The organism is Actinoallomurus sp. NBC_01490, assembly GCF_036227085.1.
Taxonomy (GTDB): domain Bacteria; phylum Actinomycetota; class Actinomycetes; order Streptosporangiales; family Streptosporangiaceae; genus Actinoallomurus; species Actinoallomurus oryzae.
Genome location: NZ_CP109433.1, coordinates 3,997,375 through 4,023,961, shown reverse-complemented (window position 1 = coordinate 4,023,961; position 26,587 = coordinate 3,997,375). Strand labels below are relative to the sequence as shown.

The 26,587-nt window shown below is 70.6% G+C and carries 23 protein-coding genes; 14 read left to right on the top strand and 9 right to left on the bottom strand.

Features of this window, described 5'->3' with window-relative positions:
* Positions 1 to 235: 235 nt before the first annotated feature.
* Positions 236 to 1,444: a PQQ-binding-like beta-propeller repeat protein gene (locus OG417_RS19280; RefSeq protein ID WP_329257699.1), complete on the bottom strand. Its 1,209-nt coding sequence runs from the start codon at positions 1,442 to 1,444 to the stop codon at positions 236 to 238.
* Positions 1,445 to 1,839: 395 nt separating this feature from the next.
* On the opposite strand from OG417_RS19280, the gene OG417_RS19275 reads away from it, so the two are divergent.
* From OG417_RS19275 to OG417_RS19220, 12 genes are all read left to right on the top strand, one after another.
* Entirely contained in the window at positions 1,840 to 2,325 is a 486-nt protein-coding gene (locus OG417_RS19275; RefSeq protein WP_329257696.1) for an HAD domain-containing protein, read from the top strand.
* 43 nt (positions 2,326 to 2,368) lie between these two features.
* Positions 2,369 to 2,779, top strand: a complete 411-nt coding sequence (locus OG417_RS19270) for an OsmC family protein (protein WP_329257693.1) — start codon at positions 2,369 to 2,371, stop codon at positions 2,777 to 2,779.
* An 80-nt stretch (positions 2,780 to 2,859) separates the two neighbouring features.
* Entirely contained in the window at positions 2,860 to 5,493 is a 2,634-nt protein-coding gene (locus OG417_RS19265) for a beta-N-acetylglucosaminidase domain-containing protein (RefSeq protein ID WP_329257690.1), read from the top strand.
* 124 nt (positions 5,494 to 5,617) lie between these two features.
* Positions 5,618 to 6,442: a phosphatase PAP2 family protein gene (locus OG417_RS19260; protein ID WP_329257687.1), complete on the top strand. Its 825-nt coding sequence runs from the start codon at positions 5,618 to 5,620 to the stop codon at positions 6,440 to 6,442.
* Between the two features lie 13 nt (positions 6,443 to 6,455).
* Complete coding sequence (locus OG417_RS19255) at positions 6,456 to 7,256, top strand: phosphatase PAP2 family protein (RefSeq protein ID WP_329257684.1); 801 nt, start codon at positions 6,456 to 6,458, stop codon at positions 7,254 to 7,256.
* Positions 7,257 to 7,753: 497 nt separating this feature from the next.
* Positions 7,754 to 8,545 carry an AfsR/SARP family transcriptional regulator gene (locus tag OG417_RS19250; RefSeq protein ID WP_329257681.1) on the top strand — a complete coding sequence of 264 codons (792 nt, stop codon included), beginning with the start codon at positions 7,754 to 7,756 and terminating at the stop codon, positions 8,543 to 8,545.
* 190 nt (positions 8,546 to 8,735) lie between these two features.
* Positions 8,736 to 9,092 carry a DurN family substrate-assisted peptide maturase gene (locus OG417_RS19245; protein WP_329257679.1) on the top strand — a complete coding sequence of 119 codons (357 nt, stop codon included), beginning with the start codon at positions 8,736 to 8,738 and terminating at the stop codon, positions 9,090 to 9,092.
* Between the two features lie 24 nt (positions 9,093 to 9,116).
* Entirely contained in the window at positions 9,117 to 9,353 is a 237-nt protein-coding gene (locus tag OG417_RS19240; protein ID WP_329257676.1) for a cinnamycin family lantibiotic, read from the top strand.
* Positions 9,354 to 9,435: 82 nt separating this feature from the next.
* On the top strand, positions 9,436 to 12,738 hold the full coding sequence (locus OG417_RS19235; protein WP_329257673.1) for a type 2 lanthipeptide synthetase LanM family protein: 3,303 nt from the start codon (positions 9,436 to 9,438) through the stop codon (positions 12,736 to 12,738).
* Between the two features lie 13 nt (positions 12,739 to 12,751).
* Positions 12,752 to 13,669 (top strand): Nif11-like leader peptide family natural product precursor, encoded by a 918-nt coding sequence (locus OG417_RS19230; RefSeq protein WP_329257670.1) that lies wholly within the window; start codon positions 12,752 to 12,754, stop codon positions 13,667 to 13,669.
* A gap of 114 nt (positions 13,670 to 13,783) precedes the next feature.
* On the top strand, positions 13,784 to 14,746 hold the full coding sequence (locus OG417_RS19225; RefSeq protein ID WP_425551051.1) for an ABC transporter ATP-binding protein: 963 nt from the start codon (positions 13,784 to 13,786) through the stop codon (positions 14,744 to 14,746).
* On the top strand, positions 14,743 to 15,609 hold the full coding sequence (locus OG417_RS19220) for an ABC transporter permease (protein WP_329257664.1): 867 nt from the start codon (positions 14,743 to 14,745) through the stop codon (positions 15,607 to 15,609). Before OG417_RS19225 ends, OG417_RS19220 begins: the two co-directional genes overlap by 4 nt.
* A 35-nt stretch (positions 15,610 to 15,644) precedes the next feature.
* On the opposite strand, the gene OG417_RS19215 is transcribed toward OG417_RS19220, so the two are convergent.
* From OG417_RS19215 to OG417_RS19205, 3 genes are all read right to left on the bottom strand, one after another.
* On the bottom strand, positions 15,645 to 16,136 hold the full coding sequence (locus OG417_RS19215; protein WP_329257661.1) for a hypothetical protein: 492 nt from the start codon (positions 16,134 to 16,136) through the stop codon (positions 15,645 to 15,647).
* A 74-nt stretch (positions 16,137 to 16,210) separates the two neighbouring features.
* Positions 16,211 to 19,195: a bifunctional [glutamine synthetase] adenylyltransferase/[glutamine synthetase]-adenylyl-L-tyrosine phosphorylase gene (locus OG417_RS19210; RefSeq protein WP_442875703.1), complete on the bottom strand. Its 2,985-nt coding sequence runs from the start codon at positions 19,193 to 19,195 to the stop codon at positions 16,211 to 16,213.
* Between the two features lie 42 nt (positions 19,196 to 19,237).
* Entirely contained in the window at positions 19,238 to 20,227 is a 990-nt protein-coding gene (locus OG417_RS19205) for a helix-turn-helix transcriptional regulator (protein ID WP_329257655.1), read from the bottom strand.
* A 63-nt stretch (positions 20,228 to 20,290) separates the two neighbouring features.
* On the opposite strand from OG417_RS19205, the gene OG417_RS19200 reads away from it, so the two are divergent.
* Both OG417_RS19200 and OG417_RS19195 read left to right on the top strand, forming a co-directional pair.
* The gene (locus tag OG417_RS19200; RefSeq protein WP_329257652.1) at positions 20,291 to 21,118 is read left to right on the top strand and encodes a nuclear transport factor 2 family protein; all 828 of its coding nucleotides are present in this window, start codon (positions 20,291 to 20,293) and stop codon (positions 21,116 to 21,118) included.
* Between the two features lie 112 nt (positions 21,119 to 21,230).
* Entirely contained in the window at positions 21,231 to 21,809 is a 579-nt protein-coding gene (locus OG417_RS19195) for a TetR/AcrR family transcriptional regulator (protein ID WP_329257649.1), read from the top strand.
* A gap of 13 nt (positions 21,810 to 21,822) precedes the next feature.
* Here the strand turns inward: OG417_RS19195 and OG417_RS19190 are convergent, their stop codons facing one another.
* The 5 genes from OG417_RS19190 to OG417_RS19170 form a co-directional block, all read right to left on the bottom strand.
* Positions 21,823 to 22,278 (bottom strand): hypothetical protein, encoded by a 456-nt coding sequence (locus OG417_RS19190; RefSeq protein ID WP_329257645.1) that lies wholly within the window; start codon positions 22,276 to 22,278, stop codon positions 21,823 to 21,825.
* A 123-nt stretch (positions 22,279 to 22,401) separates the two neighbouring features.
* Complete coding sequence (locus OG417_RS19185) at positions 22,402 to 23,445, bottom strand: leucine-rich repeat domain-containing protein (protein WP_329257642.1); 1,044 nt, start codon at positions 23,443 to 23,445, stop codon at positions 22,402 to 22,404.
* Between the two features lie 101 nt (positions 23,446 to 23,546).
* Positions 23,547 to 24,908: a glutamine synthetase family protein gene (locus OG417_RS19180; protein ID WP_329257639.1), complete on the bottom strand. Its 1,362-nt coding sequence runs from the start codon at positions 24,906 to 24,908 to the stop codon at positions 23,547 to 23,549.
* A gap of 97 nt (positions 24,909 to 25,005) precedes the next feature.
* Positions 25,006 to 25,767, bottom strand: a complete 762-nt coding sequence (locus tag OG417_RS19175) for an amino acid ABC transporter ATP-binding protein (RefSeq protein WP_329257636.1) — start codon at positions 25,765 to 25,767, stop codon at positions 25,006 to 25,008.
* Positions 25,764 to 26,585 (bottom strand): amino acid ABC transporter permease, encoded by an 822-nt coding sequence (locus tag OG417_RS19170; RefSeq protein WP_329257633.1) that lies wholly within the window; start codon positions 26,583 to 26,585, stop codon positions 25,764 to 25,766. Before OG417_RS19170 ends, OG417_RS19175 begins: the two co-directional genes overlap by 4 nt.
* Positions 26,586 to 26,587: the final 2 nt, after the last annotated feature.

Sequence of the window (26,587 nt, the reverse complement as noted above, 5' to 3'; positions counted from 1 at the left end):
CGGGGACACGCGACCGGCCCGGTCCGCCGTCGAGGCGGGCCGGGCCGTTCGTCCTTCGTCGGCCCGCTGTCGTGGGGTGATGTCCGGCCGCTTATGGACGATCACTGATTCGCACTAGGCGTGGGACACGAGATGACATAGCGTCCCAAGCATGGACAGGATCGGAGCTCTCGATGCCCCGGGTACTCGAAGACGTGATTTCAGTTTCTTATGTCCGGCGCTCTGGTCGTCACGACTAAAGTCTGCGCGTGTTCCGGATGTCGGGGCGCTCGGCGTACAGGTCGAATCCATCTTCGGTACGGTTGATGATAACGCCGTCGGTGATGCCATCCATACTTGGCGAATGGTCGGGGTGCGGAAAGCGGTTGAGGACGTGGCCTGTCCGGCCGTCGAAGACGACGAACTCAAATACTCCCCCAGCGTCGTAGTTCTCGACCTCGGCGTAGACACGACCATCGATCACAGCGAGGCTCTCGCCCACCCCTGGGAGATGGCCTGAATCGGGAATCGGGATACGCCACAACTTCCGGCCGGTCGCCAGGTCGTAGCCGCAGAGGACCTCGGCCGGACCGTTCGGCGAGCACTCGCTGATCTGGAGCCCCCCAACCAACGTGAGCGCATCTTGATCCTTCCATCGCCACCTGGCCACGATCCTGCCCGTCGCCGGGTCTATCAGATCGGACGTGTCGCCGGCCGCCACGGCCAGCCGGCCGCCGACCGATCCCCAGGCCGTCAGCCTGTCGGCTGGGCGCGACGCCCTGGCGAGCAACTGTGAGGCGTGCAACGTCCACCTCGTGGCTCCGGTCGCCGGATCGAACCCGACCAGTGCCTTATCCGGCGCTTCATAGACGTTACAGGTGAAGGCGAGGGTGCCCGCCATCACGGCCGCCTGGGTTGAGAAATTGTCGTAGGGGCAGGTGCTGGGCCATTTCTTCGACCAGAGTATCTTGCCGGTCGCACTGGATATTCCGGCTATTCCATCATCGCCGGTGATCGCCAATGTCGCTGCGTCGGCGACAGGCAGGACGGAGTAGTTGGCGACGGTCCAGTCGGGATGGAGGTCGGGCATCTTCTGGGTCCAGAAAATTTTTCCAGAACGAATGTTGATCTTAACCAGCTCATCGTTTGCCGTCTGGAGGAAGACATCGCCCGTCGAGCGATCGATTCCTTTCGGCACCACCTCGTCTTTGGTGTAGCGCCAGTAGACCCGGCCCGTGACGATGTCGACGGCGCGCACACCATCATCGCCGCGCATGATCGCAAGCCCTCGATAAACCGCCGGCGAGAAGCGGGAGGTGGCCACCCGTTGTGCCGAGTGCATGGGCGGCTGCGCTGCCACCGGCCCGGGAAATTGCCCATACGGTCCCCGCATCCCGTCGTCGAACACGCCCCAGAGGCGCGGCATACCCCAAAACGCCAAGACGACGGCCGCCAGCGCCGCCACGATCACACGGGGACGACGCCACCGGCCCCGCCCGGTCACTGGTTCGTCAACGGTCCGCGGCATGAGAACAACACCTCTTACTAGCGTTAATCGAACCTGCCATACGACTGCCGCGCGTACGGCCGTCTGATGGGATCGTCCGGTCACCGGACATTGCAGCAACCGGGACGCTCCCACTGCGCGTGCCCGATCGTGCAGGTGAGGGCGGGTCCGCCGGCCGCACGCACCAGCGCCGTCCGACACTTACGCCGCATGGCCCGTTGGTCGTCCATGGGCCGGAGGGGCGCCGGCGCGCCCGGCCGGTCGCGGCGGGCGGCGCGCGGCCCCGACCGCTTATGGACGATCATCGATCCGCACTAGGCAACGGAACAGTAAGTGACATAACGTCCCAGGCCATGGACACGCCGCTGGTGTTGCTCGATGTGGACGGTGTTCTCAATCCCCTGCAGCGTTCCCCCGGCTACCAGCGTTACCGGGCCACGCCGAACGGCGTCACCTTCCGGCTGTTGCTCAACCCCCGGCACGGGCCGATGCTGACCGCGCTCGCCGAGGGGACCGGCGCGGAACTGGTCTGGGCCAGCTACTGGACCGACTCGGCCAACGAGTGGATCGGCCCGCGGGTCGGGCTGCCCTCGTTGCGCGCCGTCCCGATCCCCCCGCGCGACCCCGTCTACTCCTACGGAGGCTGGAAGGCCCGGCATGTCGCCGAGTGGATCGGTGAGCGCCCTTTCGTATGGTTGGAGGACGAACCGGATGTTCCGGACGCCCTCGCGACCGGGCCGGCGCTCGGCCCGCATCTGATCGTGGGAGTGGACCCGCACGAGGGCCTCACCGAGGCCCACATCGAGAAGGCGCGCGGCTGGCTGGAACAACTGCGGTAGCGCGCGCGTTGCGGGCAATCGTCCGACGACAAGGGGGATGATCATGGCTTCGGTCCAGGTGGAACGCACCGACGACGGCGGCTTCGTGGCCAGCAACGGCCGCGGCGCGCGAGTCGCCATCGGCGGGTCGGGCGACGACGGCGTCTTCACGCCGGTCGAACTGCTGCTCGCCGCGCTGGGCGGCTGCGAGATCGTCACGGTCGAGCCGCTGACGGCCGAACGCGGCCACCGGCTCGTACGCCTCGCGGCCACCGTGGAGGCCGAGAAGGTCGCGCCGACCCGCCTGGGCACCGTCACCGTCACCTACGACGTCGAGCTCCCCGACGGTGACGAGGACGCCGCGCGGGTCTTCACGGACGTCGCGCACCGGGTGCACGAGCACCACTGCACGGTCGGCCGGGCCCTGCGGGAGACCACCGCGACGGAGCAGATCCTGCCCGATCTCGCCCGTTAGTGACCAAAACCTGCGCTTGACGAACACTTCCGCGCATTATTGGCTGTTCGCGGTTGTCTTGACTCGCGAGGAGTTCCCCCATGCGCAGGCTCTGGGCCCCCGTCACCGCCCTGCTCGCCACCGCGGCCGTCGCCGTTCCCCTGCACGGCGCGGCCACACCGGCGCACGCGTCGGTCCGTGAAACCGTCTGGCCGACGCCCCAGCAGATCAGCGACCGGCCCGACGGCTTCCGCGTCCCCCGTACGGTCGGGCTCGTCACCGCGGCCGACACCGACGCGCCCGCGCTGCGGACCGTACGCGCGGCACTGCGGAAGGCCGGCGCGACCGACATCCGGCAGTCGGCGGCCGACCCGCGCACCGAGGTGACCGTCTGGCTCTCCGGCGGCGCCCCGATCCTGAAGCAGCTCGGCGTCGCCGACCACACCGGGCTGGGGCCGGAGGGGTACGTGCTGGCCGCCGGACGCCACGGCGGACGCGACCACATCGTCCTCGACGGCGCCGACGGGACGGGCTCCTTCTACGCGGCGGAGACCTTCGGGCAGCTGGTGCGCGAGCACTGGATGCCGGGCGTCGCCGTACGCGACTGGCCCGCGATGCGTTACCGGGGCTCGATCGAGGGCTTCTACGGCACGCCCTGGTCCCATGAGGACCGGCTGGCCCACCTCGACTACCTCGGCGCGCACAAGATGAACACCTACGAGTACGCGCCGAAGGACGACCCGTACCACCGGGAACGCTGGCGCGACCCGTACCCGCCCGAGGAGCTCTCCCGGCTCGGCGCGCTGGTGAACCGGGCCCGCGACAACCACGTGGAGTTCACCTTCGCCCTCTCCCCCGGCCTGTCGATCTGCTATTCGTCCCAGGCGGACATGGACGCGCTGATCGCCAAGTTCGAGGCGGTGTACGACCTCGGCGGGCGCGCGTTCAACGTGCCGTTCGACGACATCGACTACGGCGTCTGGCACTGCCCGGCCGACAAGGACAAGTTCGGCGACGGCGCCGCCGGAGCGGGCGCGGCGCAGGCGTACGTGCTGAACAAGGTGCAGGCGTGGGCGCGGTCCAAGAGCGACGTGCACCCGCTGCAGATGGTGCCGACCGAGTACTCCAACGTGACCGACTCGCCGTACAAGCAGGCCCTGCGCGACAAGCTGGACCCGGACGTGATCGTGCACTGGACCGGCGTCGGCGTCATCCCGGCGACGATCACGGTCGACGAGGCGAAGCAGGCCGAGAAGGTCTTCGGCCACCCGATCCTGGTCTGGGACAACTACCCGGTCAACGACTACATCGCCGGACGGCTGCCGCTGGCCGCCTACACGGGCCGGGAGAGCGGCCTCTCCGGCTCGATCACCGGGATCATCTCCAACCCCTCCAACCAGGCCGCGGTGAGCGACGTCGCGCTGTTCTCCTTCGCCGACTTCGGCTGGCACGACGCCACGTACGACGCCGGGCGCGACTGGGCGGCGGCCCTGGCCGAGCGCGCGGGCGGCGACCCGCGGACGACGGCCGCGCTGCGCGCCTTCGCGGACGTGTCGACCTACGACGGCCGGCTGCACCTGACCCAGGCGCCCGAGCTGGCCGCCGCCGTGAACGCCTTCTGGCGGCGCTGGGACGCCGGGGACCACCACGGCTCCGTCCACGACCTGCGGACGCGCGTACGGGCCCTCGCCGCCGCTCCGGCGCGCATCCGGGCCGGCGTCATCGACCCCGCATTCGCCGACGAGGCCAAGGCATGGCTCGACGCCACCGAGCTGTGGGCGCAGGCGATGGACGCCGGCCTCGACATGATCACCCACCCGCTCGCACGCGGCTGGGCCGACCGGCGGCGCGTCGACGCCCTGGTGGCCCGGGCGAACGCCATCCGCGACACCCGCGAGCCGCACAGCGGCACCGCGCCCAAGATCGGTGACGGGGTGATCGACCGGTTCCTCACGACGGCGAAGGCGGTGTTCGACCGTACGGCCGGGGTGCACGCCGTGCGCCCGGCCGGGATCACCTCCCTCACCCCGTACCAGGACAACGCGCCCGCCCGGATGACCGACGGCGACACCGGCACGTACTTCTGGAGCAACGCCGCGCCGGGCGCCGGCGACTGGGTGGGCGTCGACTTCGGCGAGCCGAGGCCGATCGGCGACATCGGCGTCCTCATGGGCAAGTCCGGCAGCCCGAACGACTACATCCACGCCGGCACGCTGGAGTACTCCACCGACGGCGACTCCTGGACGCCGCTGGCGAACGGGACCACGGCGGAGGTTCACGCCACGGCGCCGGCCGGTACGACCGCCCGGTACGTGCGCTACCGGGCCACGGCCGCCAACGGCGGGTACTGGTGCGTGGTGCGGGAGTTCCAGGTGAGCGTCCCCGGCCAGATCACCTACACCGTCACGGGCGGCCCGGCCGGCGACCTGGCCGCCGCGGCGGACGGGTCGCTGGACACCGCCTACACCGCCTCGGCCGCCCCGGCGGAGGGCGACGCGCTCGTCGTGACGCCCTCGGCGGCGCGGCGGCTGGCGCGCGTCCGGGTGCTGGGCTCGGCGGGCACCGCCGCGGTGGAGATCAGGACCGGTGGCGCCTGGCGTCACATCGGTCTCTTCCGTAACGGCTTCGCCGACCTGCCCGCCGGCGGCGATCCGGTCGACGCGGTGCGTCTGACCTGGAAGTCCGGCTCACCGGCCCCCTCGATCAGCGAGGTCGTTCCGGTGCCGGCGGAGTGATCTCGGGAGAGTATCCGGACGGCCGTATCCACCCTGAGGACTAGGGCACGTACTCATCTGGGCCGAGTCGTAGACCATTCCTGGAGGTGATCAAAAAGGCGGGAATCTCCTCCAGGATCGAGATATGGCCCAGCTCGCCCAATCCTGTCGCCCGGCGCCGCGCGACATCGACCTGAAAGGATCGTGGTCTCCCCGCCTCTGGCGGGAGATCGCCCTGGTCGCCGTCTTCTACGGCGCGTACACCCTCGTACGCCTGCTGATCCCCCACGACGAGGGGGCCGCGTACGTCCACGCCGGGCAGATCATGCGCCTGGAGCACGCGCTGGGGCCGAACCTCGAACTGGCGCTCAACCACGCGCTGCTGCGCGTCCCCCTGCTCGCCAAGGCCGCCAACATCTTCTACGCGACGGCCCACTTCCTGGTCACGCTGGCCGTGCTGGTGTGGCTGTACCGCCGACGGCCGCGGGAGTACCGGTGGCTGCGCACGTCGCTGCTGCTCGCGACCGCGGTCGCCCTCGTCGGGTTCTGGGTCTACCCGCTGGCGCCGCCGCGGTTCCTCGGCACCGCGGGCTTCGTGGACCCGGTGACCGCCTTCCACAGCTTCGGGCTGTACTCCTCCCCCCAGGCGGGCTCGCTCACGAACCAGTTCGCGGCCATGCCGTCGATGCACGCGGGCTGGGCGGTCTGGTGCGCGGTGGCGGTGATCGCGAGTACCCGCCGGCCGCTGGTCAGGGCGCTGGCCGTGCTCCACCCGGTCATCACCCTCACCGTGATCTTCTCGACCGCCAACCACTACCTGCTGGACGCCGTGGCGGGCATCACCGTGATGGCGTTCGCCCTGTTCGCAGGCCTTATCCTCCATCTGCGGGAGAAGCGGTCACGTCCAGCGAAGGATCACGAAGTGACAAACAAGACAACTATTGCCGATAGTCCTGGCGGCCAGATCTGACACCATGGGGATCATGTCGAGTTCGGCCGTAGCGCCAGTCGCCACGGGCGACGCGACTGAGGCACCGGGGGACAAGCCGGCCGGGAGACGGCCGGGTGTCTGGCGCGAGATACTCCTCATCGCGCTCTGTTACACCGCGTACTCCATCGTGCGCAACCTGGTGCCGACGACGCACACGGCGGCACTGCGGCTCGGCGGACAGATCCTGCGGCTCGAGCACCTCCTGCACATCGGCTTCGAGCTCCCGCTCAACCACCTCTTCGTGCGCGACCACTGGATCGGCGTCGCCGCCAACTACTACTACTCGACACTGCACTTCATCGTGACGCCGGCCATCCTGGCCTGGCTGTACGTCCGCCACCAGGACCGGTACGTCTTCTACCGCCGGCTGATCTTCGCGACGACGGTGCTCGCGCTGGTCGGCTTCTACCTGCTGCCCCTCGCGCCGCCGAGGATGCTGCCCGGATACGTCGACACGGTGCTGGCCTGGAACACCCATGGCCTGTACGCCTCGGGCGCCTCACCGGTCGGCTCGGTCTCGAACCAGTACGCGGCGATGCCGTCCCTGCACACGGGCTGGGCGCTGTGGTGCGCGATCGCCGTCTCGGACGTGATCCGCCGCCCCTGGGCCAAGGTCCTGCCGTTCCTCTACCCGCTCGCGACCGTGATCGTCATCCTGGGCACGGCGAACCACTACTTCCTGGACGCGGTCGGCGGCGCGGTCACGCTGGGCTGCGGCTACCTGGCCGCCCGGGGCGTCCGCCTGGTCATCCCGCGCCTGGGCCCGGTCGCGCGCGTCTTCTCCACCGAGTAGCGGCCCGTCCGCCTTCATGGCGGCCTTTCCCGCGCACCCGTACGACTTCAAGGCCACCCCTGTCTCCATCGCGGTCCTCCCTGACCTCACCTCTTCGTCTCCGGTGCCATCCGCGTCCTCTCCACCGCCCTGCGAAATATCGCCACTAATCACCTTTTAAAGGTGCAGAGAAAAGGCGGCCGGGCCGTCGGTCACACTCGGTCACACGCGCCGATACGGAACGCCGAAATCCACCGTCGCGTCCATCCGGCGGGAAGGCGCTTACCGTCGCCGTCTTCCCAGGCCATCACCCATTGATCGTGATTGTCCATCAACGTCCAGAGCTGTATCGTACGAGCCCGAAACCGGTGACACAGAAGTGCCACGGACGCACCCTCACGGCCGTGCGCGAGGAAAGTCTGGTTTGACGATAAATAAATGATTTCGGCGAGTTCCCCCGTCGTCGGCCCAAGAAGCCGGATCGCGGTACGAGGTACAAGCGAGTCTGGAGTTCAGTCGTGCATGGTCTAAATTTCCGCATCCTCGGTCCGCTCGAGGTCTGCGCCGGCACACGGCGGGTGCCCGTCGCGGCGGGGAAACAGCGGACGCTCCTCGCCACCCTGCTGCTCAGCGCGAACCGGACCGTGCCCATCGAAGAGCTCACCGACCGCCTCTGGTGCGGCGACCCGCCCCGCGGCCCCCGCGGAGCGCTGCACACCTACGTCACGCGGCTGCGCCAGACGCTCGACCGCCACACCGGCGGCGGGTCCGGGCTGATCAGCACCTCTCCGGCCGGGTACGGCATCGAGGTCGACGCGGGCGGGCTCGACCTGATCCGCTTCCGCACGATGGTCGCCGAGGCGCGTACGGCCGGGCGACGCGGCGATCTGAGCGCCGAGTCCGCCGGGCTCACCGCGGCCCTGGCCCTGTGGCGCGGCCCGGTCCTGTCCGACGTACGGTCCGAGTCCCTGCACCGCGACCTGGTCCCCAGCCTGATCGAGGAGCATCTGCGCACGCTGGAGCGGCGACACGAGGTCGACCTCGCGCTCGGCCGGCACGACCGCCTGGTCGGCGAGCTGCGGGCGCTGACCGGCAGGCACCCCTTCCACGAGCGCTTCTGGGGTCAGCTGATGGTCGCGCTGTACCGCTGCGGGCGGCCGGCCGAGGCGCTCGAGGCGTACGGGGAGGTCAGCGCGTCGCTGCGTCGGCGCCTCGGCGTCTGCCCGGGCCCGGAGGTACGCGACCTGCACACCGCCATCCTGCGCGGTGACCCCCGCCTTTCTTCCACGCCACCTGAAGGCGAACTGTAAGAGGACTGAAAGAACTCCTTCCTAGTTTGGTAAAGCCGACAAGGAAGGGGCTTCATGAGCGAACAAAGTGAGCGAATCGGAAATACAACCTGCCCGGCCACTCCTCCGATGAAGGAGGACTCATGACCGAGCGGAGCGAGGAAATCGAAGACGCGCCCCTGTGGTCACTCTCCCCGACGAAGGAGGGCTCATGACCGTAAAAGGGCCGACGATCTATCCGGGGGTCGACGCGATCCGGCAGGTTCAGCAATTAATGATCTTTTGCTCGCTGCTGCCTCCGGACGGAAAGCTACGCGAAGCCCTCGTCCGCGCGCTCGCACTGCACGAAGAACCCATTCTCTCCCGAATCACTCCCCTGACCGACCTTCATCCTCATGCCGCGAAGGCGTGGCTCGAGTCCACCTGGATGGAAAGCGGGCTGTCCCCGGACGAAAAGGAGTTGGTTCGCTGGCAGAACGACAGTGACAACATGGCGGCGGCCATCCGAGAGCTGAAGAACGTCGAACGGCAGATCGGTATCCGGCTCGTCGCCGAGAAGACCCAGTAGTCCACGCTCACTCAGGAGGTATCCGTGTCCGAAACCATGGCGCTCCAGGCCGTCGTCGACAGTGAGTTCCGCACCGAGCTTCTGGCCGACCCTGCGGCCTTCGGCATGTCCGGCTCCTCGCTGCCCGCTCCCATCGAGCAGCCGGACCAGGAGTCACTCGACTTCTGGACCGAGGGCGTCGCCGCGATGGAGATCTACGCCTGCCGTTCCACCTGCAGCTTCGGCCCGATGACCGTGGTCTGCGACGGCACCACCAAGTAGGCGAAGGGGCCCACACCCCCGCGCGGTGGGCCGGCGGACGCCGGCCCACCGTCTCCAGCGACCGCAGGAGCGGCTTCTCCCCATGAGTGACCATTCCTTCCTCGACCTCGCCGCCCGCGCCGCCAACCTGTCCGAACGCACCCGGGTCGTCACCACCCTGCGTGCCTCGGGCACGACGGCGACGCCCGGCGTCCTCCCGACCTTCGACACGTGGAAGATCGACCGTCTGGCGGGCAAGCTCGCCGCCAGACTCCACGCGAACGCGAACGCCGGGTCCGTACCCCGCCCGGCCGGGCCCGGCGCGGACCCGGCCGTGGCGGCCGCGTCTCCGGCCGCCGTCGTGGGCGATGTCGGCGCGAACGGGACCGGCACGGGCGGGCCCTCTCGGCGCGAACGCACCAAGCAGGAGATCGCCGCCGTCCTGACCGCCTACCGCCACCACGAGCTCGGCCTGGCGGGCGCCGGCGAGGAGGTCCGCAGGGCGTTCTCGGACGTCCACGCGTCCTGGCTCCCCGTCTACCGCGCGGCCCTGCGCGGCTTCGCCCGCCCGCCCGCGGCGGGCGGGATCCGGCATGAGTTCGACGTCTACTACGGCCGGCTGGCGGTCGCGTGCGAGCCCTTCCTCGCCGAGCTCGGCCGGCGGCTCGGCGGCGAACGCGCGCGGCATCCGGGGCTCTTCGACCAGCGTCTCGTCGACGATCTCCAGCGGCATCTCCTCGACCGCTTCGAGCTGTCGCTCGCGTGGGCCGTGGAGGCCGACGCGAACGTGCACTGCGCCCGTGCCGGCATCGACCGCGCGTCCGCGACCCGCGAGGAGTACCTCGCCTATCTCGATGAGACCTTCGCCGACGCCGACGCCTATCACCGCTTCTACCTGCGGTTCCCCGTCCTCGGCCGGTGGCTCGCCGAGGTGACCGGCATGCTCGCCGGGTTCGGCGCCGAGTTGATCGGCCGTCTCGCCGCCGACCGCGCCGACATCGGCACCGCCTTCTTCGGCGAGGAGATCACCGCGTTCCGCTCCGTGCGCCTGGGCCTGTCCGACCACCACGCGGGCGCGCGCAGCGTCGCGATCGTCGAGGTCGCGCTCGGCGGCGGTGGCACCGGCTCGTTCGTCTACAAACCGCGTTGTGTCCGCTCCGAGGCCGCGATGCAGGACCTGCTCCGCAGGCTCCGCGACGACGGCGTCCTCGCCTTCTCCCCCCGGCCGGTGCTGCCGAAGCCGTCGTACGGCTACGAGGCGCTGATCCCGGCGGGCCGCAACCGCATGGCCGCCCGCGAGCAGGTCGAGCGGGTGTATGAGGAGCTCGGCGGCCTCCTCGGCGTCTTCTACGTCCTCGGCGGCGGTGACCTGCACTTCGAGAACATCCTGATCGCCGACGGGCACGCCTACGTCTGCGACTGCGAGACCGTCCTCGGCGTGCTCCCGGTCGGTCAGGCGCGGCCGGCCGGCACCCTGCTCGACTCCGTGTTCAAGACCGGGCTGCTCGAGTGGCCGCGCACCACGACGTCGGCGACCGAGATGCGGATCAGCGGCTACTCCGGCGGCGAGGCGTACGCGATGCCGATCCCGGTGCCGCGCGTCAACGAGCACCGCCTCAGCTTCCGGGCGTCGGTGACCCACCAGGCGGGCGTGCACGTCGAGCCGAGCGGGTCCAACCGGGTCTTCCTCGGCGACCGGCTGATGCAGCCGCAGGACTTCACCGACGCGATCATGGACGGTTTCGGGCGCGTGTACGCCTGGTTCGAGCAGCGGAAGGACGACGCGATCCGCGAGGTGAGCGAGATCTTCGCCGGCACCTCGGTCCGGTTCATCAACTGGGGCACCCAGGTCTACTCCCAGCTGCTGATCTCCGCGCGCCATCCCAAGTGCCTGGTCGACCCGCTGGAGGTCGACCTGCTCGTCGGCACCGTGGGCACCTTCCCCCGCACCTGGGACACCGACGGCACGCTCGCCGGGCGCGAGCTGGTCTCGCTGTGGCGGCTCGACATTCCGATCTTCACCGCGCCGGCCGGCGACCGGTGGCTGGTGCACGACCACGCCGTGCGCCTGCACAAGCGGCTGGAGGTCTCCCCCATCGAGGGCGCCGCGCAGCGGATCCGGCGGCTGTCGCGGGCCAACCAGGCGCAGCAGACGCAGTACATCGCCGCCAGCCTGTCCTCCGGCGAGGTCGCCAGCCCGGCGTTCGTGACCGCGGCGCTGGAGTACGCCACGCGGATCGGCGAGCGCCTGTGCCGTATGCTCCGCGACCCGGCGGCGCCCGCGCCCTGGACGTCGTACGGCCTCACCGGCGACGGCATGGCCGAGGTGGACATCGACGGCGACCTGTACCACGGGTCGGCCGGCGTCGCCCTCTTCCTGGCCTACCTCAACGACCTGGTGCCCCGGCCGGAGTTCCGCCGTGCCGCCGGACGCGCCCTGTCGCACGCCGTCACCCACACCGACCGGCGGCGGCCCGGCGCGTTCCAGGGCCTCGGCGGGCTCATCTACGTCCTCACCCACCTGCACCACCTGTGGCAGGACCGCGGCCTGCTCGAACTCGCCGTGCGCCTGAGCGGCGAGCTGCCCGGGCCGATCGACGCCGACACCCACTTCGACGTGCTCAGCGGGTGCGCCGGCCTCATCCCGGTGCTGCTCGGCCTCGGCCGCGAGACCGACGGCCAGGGGCTCGAACTCGCCACGCGCTGCGCGGACCTGCTGCTGCGGCACGCGGTCGAGGACGGCGACACGCTGAGCTGGCCGCCCACCGATCCGGGCGAGGCCGTGGCGAACCTCACCGGCTTCTCCCACGGCGCGGCCGGCATCGGCTGGGCGCTGATCCAGCTCGGCTGCCTGGTCGACGACCCGGTCTACGCCGACGCCGGGCGGCGTGCCTTCGCGTACGAGGCGCGCCACTTCGACGAGGCACAGCAGGACTGGTACGACCTGCGCACCAGCCCCGGCGGCGTCGCACGCGACGGCCGGCACTTCGCCAACGCCTGGTGCAACGGCGCGGCCGGCATCGGGCTGAGCCGGATCGCGAGCTGGGCGGTGCTCGGCGGCGATGACGAGACGCTGCTGCGCGAGGCCCATCAGGCGCTCGCCGCCACGATGCGGGGCTTCCCGCGCCTGATGAACGACACGCTCTGCCACGGCCGCGCCGGCAACGCGGAGCTGTTCCTGCGGTTCGCGGTGCTGCGCGACGAGCCGGCGTTCCGGCTCGAGGCGAACGTCCAGGTACAGGAGCAGTGGCGCCGCCTCGACGACGCCGAGAACGGGGTCATGGAGGGCGGCTTCTTCCCGGGCCTGATGCTCGGCCTGTCCGGCTTCGGCATGCACTTCCTGCGCCTGGCCCGGCCCGACCGGGTCCCCTCCGTCCTGCTGCTCGATCCCGCCCCCAGCCGATAGAAGGAGACACCGAATGTCCGTTGAGTCCGGCCGCGCCTTCCTCCAGATCGCCTACGACTCCCCGGAGCTGAAACAGCAGCTCAAGGCCGTCACCGGCACGCGGGAGATCGTCCGGCTCGGGTCGCGCTACGGCTACTCGTTCGACGTGCCCGAGCTGATGGAGGCGTCCTCGTCCTTCACCCCCGCCTCCGGAGAGCCTCCCAAGGCCGTACGGCGCCCCGCGGAGACCGAGCGCGACGCCGGCCCGCTCCACCACGAATACCGGCTGGAGGACCTGCCCGGCCTGAAGGGCGTCATCGACCTGCTCTCGCATCTGAAGATCAAGCCGCCCTCGTTCGACCTCGACCGGTTCGCCCGGACCTTCCGCGCCGAGGACCTGCGGTCGACCGACCTGTCCCCGGCGAACCCGGAGTTCCAGGCCTGGCACGAGTCGATGATGAAGGCGCACTGGCGCGACCCGGCCCTCGGCTCCGGCGCCCCGCGCCGCGACTTCCACCTCGTCAACCTCGACGAACACGTCGACCACCCGGGCTATGACCGCTACCTCGAGGCCAAGCACCGGATGATCCGCACGCTCGAGGAGTTCTTCGCCGCCGAGATCCGGTTCTCGGGCAGCCTCTGGTACCCACCGTCCAGCTACCGGCTGTGGCACACGAACGAGACGCAGCCGGGGTGGCGGATGTACATCGTCGACTTCGACGAGCCGTTCGCCGACCCGGCCGACACGTCGTTCTTCCGCTACATGAACCCCCGCACGGAGGAGATCGTCACGCTGCGGGAGACGCCGCGGATGGTCCGTTTCTTCAAGGCCGAGCAGGATCCACGCCGGCTGTTCTGGCACTGCATCGTCAACCCCACGTCGCGGCACCGGTGGAGCTTCGGATTCGTCGTGCCCGACGGCTGGATGACCGCGATCACGCGGCAGGTCTGAGGCGTCCACGTGTTCGGGCTCAAGCAACGCTCCGTCCCCCGGCCACCCGCACCGGGTCCCCGCGACCCCGCCCTCGCCCCGTACGACGCGGGCCCGGCGCCGGACACCCCGGCGATCCGCGCCGTCGGCGTCCGCAAGTCGTACGCGGGCGTGGAGGCGGTACGCGGCATCGACCTGACGGTCGCGCAAGGCGAGACGTTCGGCTTTCTCGGCCCGAACGGCGCGGGCAAGACGACGACCATCGGGATGCTCTGCACGCTGGTCACCCCGTCGGCGGGACGCATCGAGATCGCAGGCCACGACACGCGGACCGCGCCGGACCGCGTGCGCCGCGCGCTCGGGCTGGTCTTCCAGGAGACCACGCTCGACGGCGACCTGACCGCCGAGGAGAACCTCCGTTTCCACGCCGACCTGTACTCCCTGCCCCGGGCGACGCTGTCGGCGCGGGTCGACGCGATGCTCGACCTCGTCGGCCTCGTGGCCCGCCACGACACGCTCGTCCGCACCTTCTCCGGCGGCATGCGCCGCCGGCTGGAGATCGCCCGCGGGCTCCTCCACCGGCCGCGCGTGCTGTTCCTGGACGAACCGACCATCGGCCTCGACCCGCAGGCCCGCGCCGGGCTGTGGACCCACCTCGGCGAAGTACGCGAGCGCGAGGCCACGACGCTGTTCCTCACGACGCACTACCTGGACGAGGCCGAGCGCTGCGACCGCGTCGCCATCATCGACGACGGCCGCATCGTCGCGCAGGGCACGCCCGCCGAGCTCAAGTCCGTCCTGGGCGCCGACCGCGTCGACCTGCGCACCGGCGACGACGAGGCGGCCGCCGCCGCGTTGCGCACGCGGTTCGGGGTGAAGGCCGTCGCGGGCCCGCACGGTGTACGGGTCGAGGCCGACGACGGCGCCCGGCTGGTGCCGCGCCTGTGCGCGGGCCTGGACGTGCCGGTCTATGAGGTGACGGTCACCCGCCCGAGCCTGGACGACGTCTTCCTCCACCACACCGGCCACCGCATCCGCGACGAACCCGCGGGCGACCCACCCCGGTGGTCACGCCTTCCGGTGAGGGAGGGCTCGTGACGCACGCCGCTCACGCGCGGTACGAGGCGGCCGGCGCCGGGCCCGGACGGCTCGGCGCCGAGCTGCGGGCGGCGCGGATGGTCTGGCGGCGGGAGCTGCTGCACTTCGTCCGCGACCGTACCGGCACGCTCGTGGCGCTCCTCCAGCCGCTGCTGTTCCTGTTCGTGCTCGGCGTGGGGCTCGGACGGCTGCTCGCCGGCGCCGGGGGCGGTTCGGCCCGTGACTACCTCACGTTCCTGTTCCCGGGCGTGCTCGTCATGGCCGCACAGCCCGCCGCGATCTCCGTCGGCGCGTCGATCGTCTGGGATCGGGAGTCCGGCTTCCTGCGCGAGATGCTCGTCGCCCCGGTCCGCCGCGGCACGCTGCTGGCCGGCAAGTGCCTCGGCGGCGCGACCGTCGCCACCTGCCAGGGCGCGGTCGTGCTCGCGGGCGCCGGGCTGATCCACATTCCGTACGACCCGGTGCTGTTCGCGCTGCTGCTGGGCGAGCTGGCGCTGACCGCGCTCGCCATGACGGTGCTCGGCGCGGTCGTCGCGGTCGTCATCCGCCGCGCCCGTACGTTCACCACGGTGCTGAGCGTGCTGATGACGCCGCTGATCTTCCTGTCCGGCCTGATGTTCCCGGTCGCGGCGATGCCCGCCTGGATGTCGTGGCTGACGCCGGCCGACCCGCTGACGTACGCGGTGGACGCGATGCGGCGCACCATCGCCGCGTACCGGCCGGCCCGGGAGGCGTCGGCGCTGTTCGAACCGGTGGCCTGGGGCGGCCTGCGCCCCTCCCCGGTGCTCGAACTCGCCGTGGTTGCGGCGTTCACGGCCGTCTCCCTGACGGTCGCCGCCCGCCGCTTCGCCCGTACCGGCTGAGGAAGCGAGCAGGGCACGGACTTGCGGGCGAGAGGTCAGCGGCCGGCCGGTCCGTTCCGCAGCATCTCGCGGTGGCGTACCGGAGCGGACGTCGAGCGGCGGACGGCCGCGAGGACCTCCTCCAGCGGAAGTGTCAGCTGGTCGGCCCGGACGAAGATCGGGCCGCCGACCCGGGGGATGCCGCTGCGGACGAACCTCCGTGACGTCCCACGGTGCGCGGCCGCGACCCGCTGCGCGTCCACCGGCACGAATACGAGCAGTTCGGCCCGGCCGGGCCGGCGTTCGACCCGGACTTCGGCGACGTTCGACCAGGGCAGGCCGACCCGCGCCGAGTGCAGCGTGACCCCGTCCTCGTTGATCGTCAGGAGCGGGGCACCCGATAGCGCGCGGACGACGGTCCGCAGGAACCGCGGCACGAAGACGAAGGCCACGAACAGAAAGCAGAAGAAGACGAAGGTGAAGACCGGCCGCCCATCGCCGCGAACGGTGTACGCGGCGTACCCGACCGCCACCGGCAGCAACAGCACGGGGACTCCCGCCTTGGCAACGGCCACCCATCGGTAACCCACAGCCAGCCCGGAACCTGCCATTTTCCCTTACCTCAGGTGTTCGTGTCATCTCCGTAGAAAACGCGCTCAACCACCTTACGGGCGAGGCGGGCGCGGCGCCGGTAGTCGTCCAGCAGGGCGCCGGAGGCCGGGTAGCCGAGCACAGAGGTCACCGCCGAGCGCTCGCGGTGGTGCTCGCTCGGCAGCAGATCCGACGCGCGCCCGCGCACGAGCATGATCGCGTTACGGATCCGGGTGGCCATGCGCCAGGCATCGGTCAGGATCGCGGCGTCGTCGGAGGCGAGCAGGCCCGCCTCCACGGCGGCGTCGAGCGCGGCGAGCGTGCGGGTCGTGCGCAGGCCGGGCACCTCGTGGGCGTGCTGGAGCTGCAGCAGCTGCGCCACCCACTCCACGTCGGACAGGCCGCCGGGACCCAGTTTGGTGTGCCGCCGCGGGTCGACGCCGCGCGGCAGGCGTTCGGCCTCCATGCGGGCCTTGAGCCGCCGGATCTCCCGCAGCGCCGTCTCGTCGACGCCGTTCGCCGGCCACCGAACCGGGTCGATCAGCGCCTGGAAGCGCTCGCGAAGCCCCTCGTCGCCGATCATGGGCACGGCGCGCAGCAGGGCCTGGCTCTCCCACGGCGCCGACCAGCGACGGTAGTAGGAGGCGTACGAGTCGAGGGTGCGGACGAGCGGTCCCTGCCGTCCCTCCGGCCGCAGCCCGGGGTCGATCACCAGGGGCGGGTCGGGCGCGGGCAGGGCGAGCAGGCGGCGGAGCTCTTCGGCGACCGCGTGCGCGACGGAGGAGGCCTCGCGCTCGTCGGCGCCGGGCAGGGGGTCGTGCACGAACATGACGTCCGCGTCGCTGCCGTAGCCCAGCTCGTACCCGCCGTACCGGCCCATCGCCACGATCGCGAACCGGGTCGGGAGCGGACCGCGCCGCTCCACCGAGATCCGCTCGATCGCGACCCGCAGCGCCGCGTCGAGCGTGACCGTGGTGATCGTGGTGAGGGCCTCCGCGGTGGCCCGTTCGTCGAGGTTGCCGAGCAGGTCGGCGACGGCCGTACGGAACAGCTCGCGGCGCCGCAGGCCGCGCACCGCGGCGACGGCGTCCGCCGACCGGTCGTGCGGCGAGGAGAGGTAGCGGCCCACGGCCGACTGCGCCTCGCCGTGCAGGGCGTCGGCCGGACGGGGGGCGAGCTCGGTCTCGGCGCGCAGCATGGCGACGGCCTCCGGGGCGCGCAGCAGCAGGTCGGTGGCGTACCGGCTGGAGGCCAGCACCCGCGCCATCCGCTCGGCCACGGCGACGTCGTCGCGGAGCAGCCGCAGGTACCAGGGTGTCGTGCCGAGAGCATCGCTGACCTGGCGGAACCCGAGCAGTCCGGCATCGGGGTCCGGGCAGTCGGCGAACCAGTCGAGCATCACCGGCAGCAGCGTGCGCTGGATGGCGGCGCGCCGCGACACCCCGGCGGTCAGTGCCTCCAGGTGGCGGAGGGCGCCCGCCGGGTCGTTGTAGCCGAGGGCCTCCAGGCGGGCACGGGCGGCCTCGCGGGTGAGCCGGGCCTCGTCGCCGGGCAGCCGGGCGACCGCCTGCAGCAGCGGCCGGTAGAACAGCTTCTCGTGCAGCCGGCGCACCTCACGCGCGTGACGGCGCCACTCGGCGGTGAACTCCCCCACCGGGTCCACGCGGAACCCGAGCGCCCGGCCGAGGCGCCGCAGGCTCTGTTCGTCCTCGGGCACGAGGTGGTTGCGCCGGAGTCGGTGCAGCTGGATGAGGTGCTCGACGCGGCGGAGGAAGCGGTAGGCGGTGCCGAGCGCGGCGGCGTCGCCCCGGCCGACGTACCCGCCCCAGGACAGCTTCTTGAGCGCGATCAGGGTGTTGGGGCCGCGCAGCTCCTCGTCGGCCCGGCCGTGCACGAGCTGGAGCAGCTGCACCGCGAACTCCACGTCGCGCAGCCCGCCGGGGCCGAGCTTCAGCTGCCGGCCCGCCTGCTCGGGCGCGATGTGCTCCTCGACGCGGCGGCGCATCGCCTGGACGTCCTCGACGAAGTTGTCGCGGCCGGCCGCGCTCCACACGAGAGGCGCGAGCGTGCGGACGTACTCCTCGCCCAGCTCACGGTCGCCGGCCACCGGGCGGGCCTTGAGCAGCGCCTGGAACTCCCAGGTCTTGGCCCAGCGCTCGTAGTACGCCCGATGGCTGGCCATCGTACGGACGAGCGGCCCGGCCTTGCCCTCCGGGCGCAGGGCGGCGTCGACCTCCCACAGCGCGCCCTCCGGCGTGCTGGCCGAGCACGCGCGCATCATCCCGGACGCCAGCCTGGTGGCGGCCCGCAGCGCGGCGTCCTCGTCCTGCCCGGGCGCGGCTTCGGCGACGAAGACGACGTCGACGTCGCTGACGTAGTTCAGCTCGCGGCCGCCGCACTTGCCCATGCCGATGACGGCGAGCCGGCACAGGCCGGCCTGCTCGCCGAGCTCGGCGCGGGCGATGGCCAGCCCGGCCTCCAGCGCGGCCGAGGCGAGGTCGGCCAGCTCGGCGGCGACCTCCTCGATGTCGAGCACGTGGGTGAGGTCGCGCCCGGCCAGGTGCAGCAGCGCCCTGCGGTACGCCACACGCAGCGCGACCATGGGGTTGTCCGCGGTCGCGAGCGGCGCCGGGTCGGCCGCGTCGGCGCCGACCGCGTCCAGCAGCGTCCGCCGCAGCTCGTCGGCGGTGGGCCGGAGTACGGCGTCGGGGCCGGCGAGGACACGCCAGTGACCGGGGTGACGGACGAGGTGGTCGGCCAGCGCCGCGCTGACGCCGAGCACGGCGAGCAGCCGGTCACGCGCCTCGGTGTCGGCGTTCAGCTCGGCCCGGATGTCGGCGGCCTCCAGCAGCCGGAGAAGGCCGGTGAGCGCGAGGTCGGGGTCGGCCGCGGTGCCCAGGGCCTCGACCAGCCCGTCGAGTTCGTGACCGCGGAGCCGGCGCTCGGCGCCCGTGGCATCGGTGACGCCCAGCCGGGCCAGCCGCCCGGCGAGGCTCTCGAGTCGGCGTTCGCTCACCACCAAAAGGTATCGAGACGTCCCGGCGGCCGACAGCGACGGTCACCGCCCGGCGTCCTCCGCCCGGTAGAGACGTCTCAGGGAGTCGAGTGTCCGGATGAGCCGGTCGCGCAGTTCGCCCGGGGCGATGATCTCGGCGCCGGCCCCGAGCTTGAGGATCTCCCCGAGCGCCTGGTCGTGCGACTCGATGGGGATCGTCACCCGGATCCAGCCGTCGGCGTCGGGAGGCGTGGCGGTCCGGCGCGCGGCGTGGACGACGGTCGATTCCATGACGTGGGGCAGGCGGTCCACGGTGTCCGGGGAGAGGCGGAGGGTCGCCTCTCCCTGGTGGCGACGGGCGTCGAAGTGCTCCAGGTAGGTCCGCCAGTGGCCGGCGAGGTCGAAGCCCGCGGGCCGGTCGAACCCCTCGTCGAGGACGTGCAGGTCGGTGATCCGTGAGATGCGGTAGGTCCGGGTCCGCCGGTCCACGCCGGCCACGAGGTACCAGTGCCCCGCCTTGAGGACCAGGCCGTACGGCCGCACGGTCCGGGTGATCTCGTGGGGTTCGGCCCAGCGCAGGTAGCGGATCCGCACGGCGCGGTCGTTCCACACCGCCGTGGCGACCGCGGTCAGGTACGGGACGTGCTCGGCGTCGTGGTACCACGCCGGAGTGTCCAGGTGGAATCGTTCGGCGATGCGTCCGGCACGGTCGCGCAGTTCCACGGGGAGCGCCGCCAGCAGCTTGAGCTGTGCCGCGGTCACGACGGCGCCGAGCCCGAGGTCGGCGGCCGCCCTGGGGATCCCGGTCAGGAACAGCGACTCGGCCTCTCCGGCGGTCAGCCCCGTCAGCCGGGTGCGGAAACCGCCCAGCAGCCGGTATCCGCCGTCGTGCCCGGGCTCGCCGTACAGCGGCACGCCGGCGCCGCTGAGGGCCTCCATGTCGCGGTAGACGGTGCGCACGGACACTTCGAGCGCGTCGGCGATCTCCTGTGCCGTCATCCGCTCCCGGGTCTGCAGCAGCAACAGGACGGAGACCAGCCGACTCGCGCGCATGCCGGAAAGTCTGCCGCGGTCCACTGCCAGGAGATGTCAGGAAAGCCTGGTTGGCTTCCGGCCATGAACATGGACATCGGCCAGTTCGTCGACCGCTATGTCGCCGTGTGGAACGAGCCGGACGAGGCGACCCGCCGCGACCTCGTCGCCGGCCTGTGGGCCGAGGACGGCGTCGAGATCACCGGGTCGGCGCGGTACCAGGGCCGGGACGCGATCGAGACGCGGGTCGCCCGGGCCCACGAGGAACTCGTGCGCTCCGGCGGCTTCGTCTTCCGGAGCGCGAACGACGCGGCCGGCCATCACGGCACCGTCGCCTTCACCACGTACATGGTCCCCGCCACCGGCGGTGACATCGCCTGGGCGGGCCGGGTGTTCGCCGCCCTGGACGAGAACGGGCTCATCCGGAGCGACCACCAGTTCACCGTAGAACCACCGGCCCTCCCACCACCGGCCGCAGACGAGAGCGCGGGCACGCGCGCCACGGCGGAGGAACTCCTCCGCCGGATGGGGGAAGGTGATCCCGACCGGATCGCCGCGGTGTTCGCCGAACACGTCGACTGGCGGCTGAACTGGCCGGACGGCGATCACCCGGCCGTTCCGTGGATCCGGCCGCGCGCGACGCGCGCCGATGTCGCCGACCACTTCCGCGAGATCGCCGCGGCCCACATCCCCGAGAAGGCGGGCGCGTCCGTGGCGCGCGTGCTCGTCGAGGGAACGGACGCCGTCGTCCTCGGCGACATCCACCAGACGGTGAAGGCCACCGGCGAGCCGTATACGGCCCGGTGCGCACTACACCTGACCGTCCAGGACGGCCAGATCACCCGTTATGCCGTCTACGAGGACAGCCTCACCGTCGCCGAAGCCCTCCTCGGCCGCCCCCTGCGCCGCTGACCGGCCGCCTCCGCACGCGGCGGGCCACGCCGTGGGGCAGCTTACTTGCCGACCGGCTAGTTTTTTGCAATGCTAGCCGGTCGGTAAGTAGGCTCTTTCGGGGGTGAGGACGATGGGCGAGCGACGAAGCGGGACCCGCGAACGGATCCAGGCCGTCGCGGTCGAGCTGTTCGCCGAGCACGGCTACGACAAGACCTCGCTCCGCGAGATCGCCGAGCGCCTCGACGTGACCAAGGCCGCGCTGTACTACCACTTCAACACCAAAGAGGACATCGTCGTCAGCCTCTTCGACGACCTCATCGCCGGCCTGGACGAGATCATCGACTGGGCGAAGGGCGAGCCGTCGACGACGGAGACGCGCCAGGAGATCGTCCGCCGGTACGCCCGGCTCGCCCGCGAACGCCCCAAGGGCATGATGCGCTTCATCCAGGAGAGCAAGACCACGATGCAGGAGCTGGCCCCGGGCGAGAAGCTCCACGACCGCTTCAACACGCTGTCCGGGATGCTGCGCAGCCCCGACGCCTCGCTCACCGACCAGCTCAGGTCGAGGCTCGCCCTCATCCCCGTGAGCGCCTCGGCGTTCATGCTCCAGGACGCCGACGCGACCGACGACGAGAGATACGAGGCCGGGCTCGAACTCGCTCTGGAGCTCGTCTCCGGCGGCCCCTCGACGCCGGCCACGACCGGCTAGGTCGTCCGGGCCGTCAGGCGGCGCGCTTCAGACTGTCGATCAGGCCGCCCCAGGCGGGGCCGTCCCAGCTGATGACGAGCGCGGAGCCGTCCGGCTTCAGCTTGAGGGTGCCGCGCTTGCGGTCGGCGTTGTCCGTGCTGCACTTCAGGGTGATGACCGGCTTCGCGGTGCCCGCGCCGGTGATGGTTCCGGGGCAGGCCAGCTTTCCGGTCGTCCGCACCGTGTTCCCGGTGATGGTGAGCGTCTCGATCGGGCTCTTGTTGATCGGCTTCCAGGTGCCGGCGAGGCCGTTCGGCTCCGCCGCCGACGACTGCGTCGCCTGCGGGGCTCCTTCGGGGGATGACGCTTGCGGGGTCCCTGCCGGGGACGACGCTTGTGCGCCGGCCTTCCCTTCGCCGTCACCGCCACAGCCGGACAGCAGGAGGGCGGGCAGCAGGAGTGCCGTGGCTCCCAGGGTCAGACGCATCATCTGTCGCAACCTTCTCAATACTTGACAGAAAAACAGGCCCTATCTCAGCACACAACCCCGCTACCAGTGCAAATCACCGAGCCGCCGGACGCCCGCCGGCCCGATGCGGCCTCTTCCAGGCGCTCAGTCCCACCAGACAAGATCCTGCAGCGGCTTCGGCAACGCTTCGAACACCTCTTGATCCATGTACAGCTCGGTGAGGTTCGTAAGGTTCCCGATCGTGTCGGGCAGCGTCGTGAGCCGGTTGCCCGACAAGTCGAGTTTGGTGAGGCTGGTGAGATTCCCGATCGTGTCGGGCAGCACCGTGAGCCCGGCGTCCTCCAGGACGAGTTCGGTGAGTTCGGTGAGGTTCCCGATCGTGTCGGGCAACGCCGTGAGCCGGTAGCTGCCCGACAAGTCGAGCTTCGTGAGATTGGTAAGGTTTCCGATCTCGTCGGGCAGCGTCTTGAGGTCATTGCTCCACAAGACGAGTTCGGTGAGTTCGGTGAGGTTCCCGATCGTGTCCGGCAGCGCTGTGAGCCGGTTACCGCCCAGGAAAAGCTTGCTGAGGTTAATGAGGTTCCCGATTTGTTCGGGCAGTATCGCGAGCGGGTTGTCCCACATGACGAGATGCTTGAGCTCGACGAGATTACCGATGGTCTCCGGCAGAGTCTTGAGCGGGTTGCGCGTCAAATCGAGCTCGGTGAGGTTGAGGAGGTTCCCGACCGTATCGGGCAGCGCTGTGAGCTGGTTGTTGGCCAGCTTGAGCTTGGTGAGGTCGGTGAGCTTGCCGATGGTGTCCGGCAGGGCCGTGAGTCGATTGTCGGCCAGGTTGAGGTTCGAGAGGCTGGTGAGATTCCCGATCGACTCGGGGATTGCCGTGAGCCGGTTGATGTAGAGGTCAAGGTTCGTGAGACGGGCGAGGTTCCCGACCGCCTTCGGCAGGGCTGTGAGCCGGTTGCCGTAAAGGTTGAGATCAACCAGGTTGGTGAGGTCACCGATTTCGTCCGGCAGGACCGTAAGCCGATTGGCCTGCAATCTGAGGTGAGTGATGTTGCCGGGGTTTTCGAACGGCGGCACTTCGGTGAGTTCGTTGCCGGACAAGTCGATGGTCGAGCCGCTCGCAGTCGTCGAGTCGATCGGCGCCATACCTGGAGCGCGCCGCGGCGGCGTCGGGGGAAGTCCCACCTCCCGATCATCGGATCCGGTCGTTCCCTCGCCATGGCGATTCATATCCGAGCTCATCCGACCTACCGCCGCGCAGGCCGTGCCAGCGCGCTGACCAGCGTTTACAGCACCTTGAGGTAGCGGTCGTGCTCGTACTCGGTGACCTGGCGACGGTAGTCCTCCCACTCCGCGCGCTTGTTGCGCAGGAAGAAGTCGAACACGTGCTCGCCGAGCACCTCGGCCACGAGGTCGCTGCGCTCCATCGCGACGATGGCCTCATCGAGGCTCTGCGGCAGCGGCTCGATGCCCATCGCGCGGCGTTCGGCCGTGGTCAGGGCCCACACGTCGTCCTCGGCGCCCGGAGGGAGTTCGTACCCGTCCTCGATGCCCTTGAGCCCGGCGCCGAGGATGACCGCGAACGCGAGGTAGGGGTTGCAGGCCGTGTCGAGCGAGCGGAACTCGATGCGGGTCGCATGGCCCTTCTGCGGCTTGTACATCGGCACGCGCACGAGGGCGGAGCGGTTGTTGTGGCCCCAGCAGATGTACGGCGGGGCCTCGCCGCCCGCGCCGGCCGAGGCGCCGACGCCGCCCCACAGCCGCTTGTAGGAGTTCACCCATTGGTTGGTGACCGCGGTGAGCTCGGCCGCGTGCCGCAGCACGCCCGCGATGAACGCCCGTCCGACCTTGGAGAGCTGGTACTCCGCGCCGGGCTCGTAGAAGGCGTTGCGGTCGCCCTCGAACAGCGACATGTGGGTGTGCATGCCCGAGCCCGGGTACTCGGTGAACGGCTTGGGCATGAACGAGGCGAACACGCCGTGCTCGAGCGCGACCTCCTTCATCACCAGCCGGAACGTCATGATGTTGTCGGCCGTGGTCAGCGCGTCGGCGTACCGCAGGTCGATCTCCTGCTGGCCGGGGCCGCCCTCGTGGTGGCTGAACTCCACCGAGATGCCCATCGACTCCAGCATCATGATCGCGCTGCGCCGGAAGTCGTGCGCGGCGCGGTGCGGCGTGTGGTCGAAGTAGCCGCCCGAGTCGACCGGCTCCGGCCTGCCCCCCTCGGCGACCTGCTCCTTGAGCAGGTAGAACTCCAGCTCAGGGTGCGTGTAGAAGGTGAAGCCCAGGTCGGCGGCGCGGGCCAGCGTGCGCTTCAGGACGTAGCGCGGGTCGGCGAAGCTCGGCGTGCTGTCCGGCATGAGGATGTCGCAGAAGATCCGCGCCGTCCCCGGTGCCTCGGACCGCCAGGGCAGCACCTGGAAGGTCGACGGATCCGGTTTGGCGAGCATGTCGGACTCGTGGATCCGCGCGAAGCCCTCGATCGAGGACCCGTCGAACCCGATGCCCTCCGCGAACGCCTGCTCGAGCTCGGCAGGCGCGACAGCGACCGACTTGAGGAACCCGAGCACGTCGGTGAACCACAGCCGGATGAAACGGATGTCGCGCTCCTCCAACGTGCGGAGCACGAACTCCTGCTGACGGTCCACAACCGATCCCTTCGTAAGCTCGGAGACTTCAGTGGCGACTTACATTCTGCCGTCTCCGTGTTAATCCCACGTTACGAGTCCCTGATCAGATACCTGATCAGACGTCCTCCACCTCGCCGACCTGTGCGGCCGCCGGGTCGAGGACACGGGACAGGAACGTACGGGCGCGCTCGCTCGCGGGCGCGCCGATGACCTCCGCGGCCGGGCCCTCCTCCACGATCACCCCGCCGTCCATGAAGACGACGCGGTCGGCGACCTCGCGGGCGAAGCTCATCTCGTGGGTGACCACCATCATGGTCATGCCGTCGAGGGCGAGGCTCCGCATCACCGCGAGGACGTCGCCGACGAGCTCGGGGTCGAGCGCGGACGTCGGCTCGTCGAAGAGCATCACGGCCGGGCCCATCGCCAGGGCGCGGGCGATCGCGACGCGCTGCTGCTGGCCGCCGGAGAGCTGCGCCGGGTAGGCGCCGATCTTGTCGGCCAGCCCGACGCGCTCGAGGTTCGCGCGGGCGATCTTCTCGGCCTCGCCGGCCGACCGGCGGAGCACCTTGCGCTGGGCGATGGTGACGTTGTCCATCACCGACAGGTGCGGGAAGAGGTTGAACTGCTGGAACACCATGCCGATGCGGCGGCGTACGGCGTCGATGTCGCACTCGGGGTCGGTCAGCTCGACGCCGTCGACGACGACCTTGCCCGAGGTCGGCTGCTCCAGGAGGTTCACGCAGCGCAGGAGCGTGGACTTGCCGGACCCGGACGGGCCGATCACACAGACGACCTCGCCGGCGCCGACCTCCAGGTCGATGCCGCGCAGCACCTCCAGGTCGCCGAACGACTTGTGCAGGTCGTATACCTCGATCACCGCTGTCCCCTCTTCTGCCGGGCCTCCAGACGCCGCGCCAGGTAGCTCAGCGGGATCGTGACGATCAGGTAGCAGATCGCGGCGATGATGATGGGTGTGGAGTTGCCCTGCTGGCTCGCCACGTCGTTGGCGTACTTGGACAGCTCGCGCTCGGTCAGGGTGAGGCCGAGGAACAGCGCCAGCGAGGAGTCCTTGAACAGCAGGACGAGCTCGTTGGTGAGCGGCGGGATCACGATCCGCAGCGCCTGGGGTACGACGATCGTCCGCATCGCGCGGCCGTGCGACATGCCGAGCGTGCGCGCCGCCTCCATCTGGCCACGGGGCACCGCCTCGATGCCGGCCCGGATCGTCTCGGCCATGTACGCGGCCGAGACCAGCCCGAGGGCGAGGGCCGCCTGGCCGTACACCCCGCCGGGCAGGTTGGTGCCGGGGAAGGCCAGCGGCACGCCGGTGCCGACGAACACGAAGATCAGCAGGGCGGGCAGGCCGCGGAACACCTCGACGTACACCAGCGCGAACCAGCGGTACGGCGCCGCGGACGACAGGCGCATCAGCGCCAGGACGAGCCCCGCGGCGAGGCCGAGCGCGAAGCCCGTGATCGTGTAGATCAGGGTGTTGCGGAGCCCGATGGTGATGACATCGGGGAAGAGCTGCTTGGCAATGCTCCAGTTGGCGAAGTTCGTGTGGATCTGGCCCCAGTCGGCCGACAGGAGCAGGCCGACGACCACCACGATGAAGATCGCGTACTCGCCACCGAGCACGAGTTGCCGGCGGCGGCGCCGCGTCAGCCGCGGCGCCGCTTCTTGTGCCGTCGCCACGC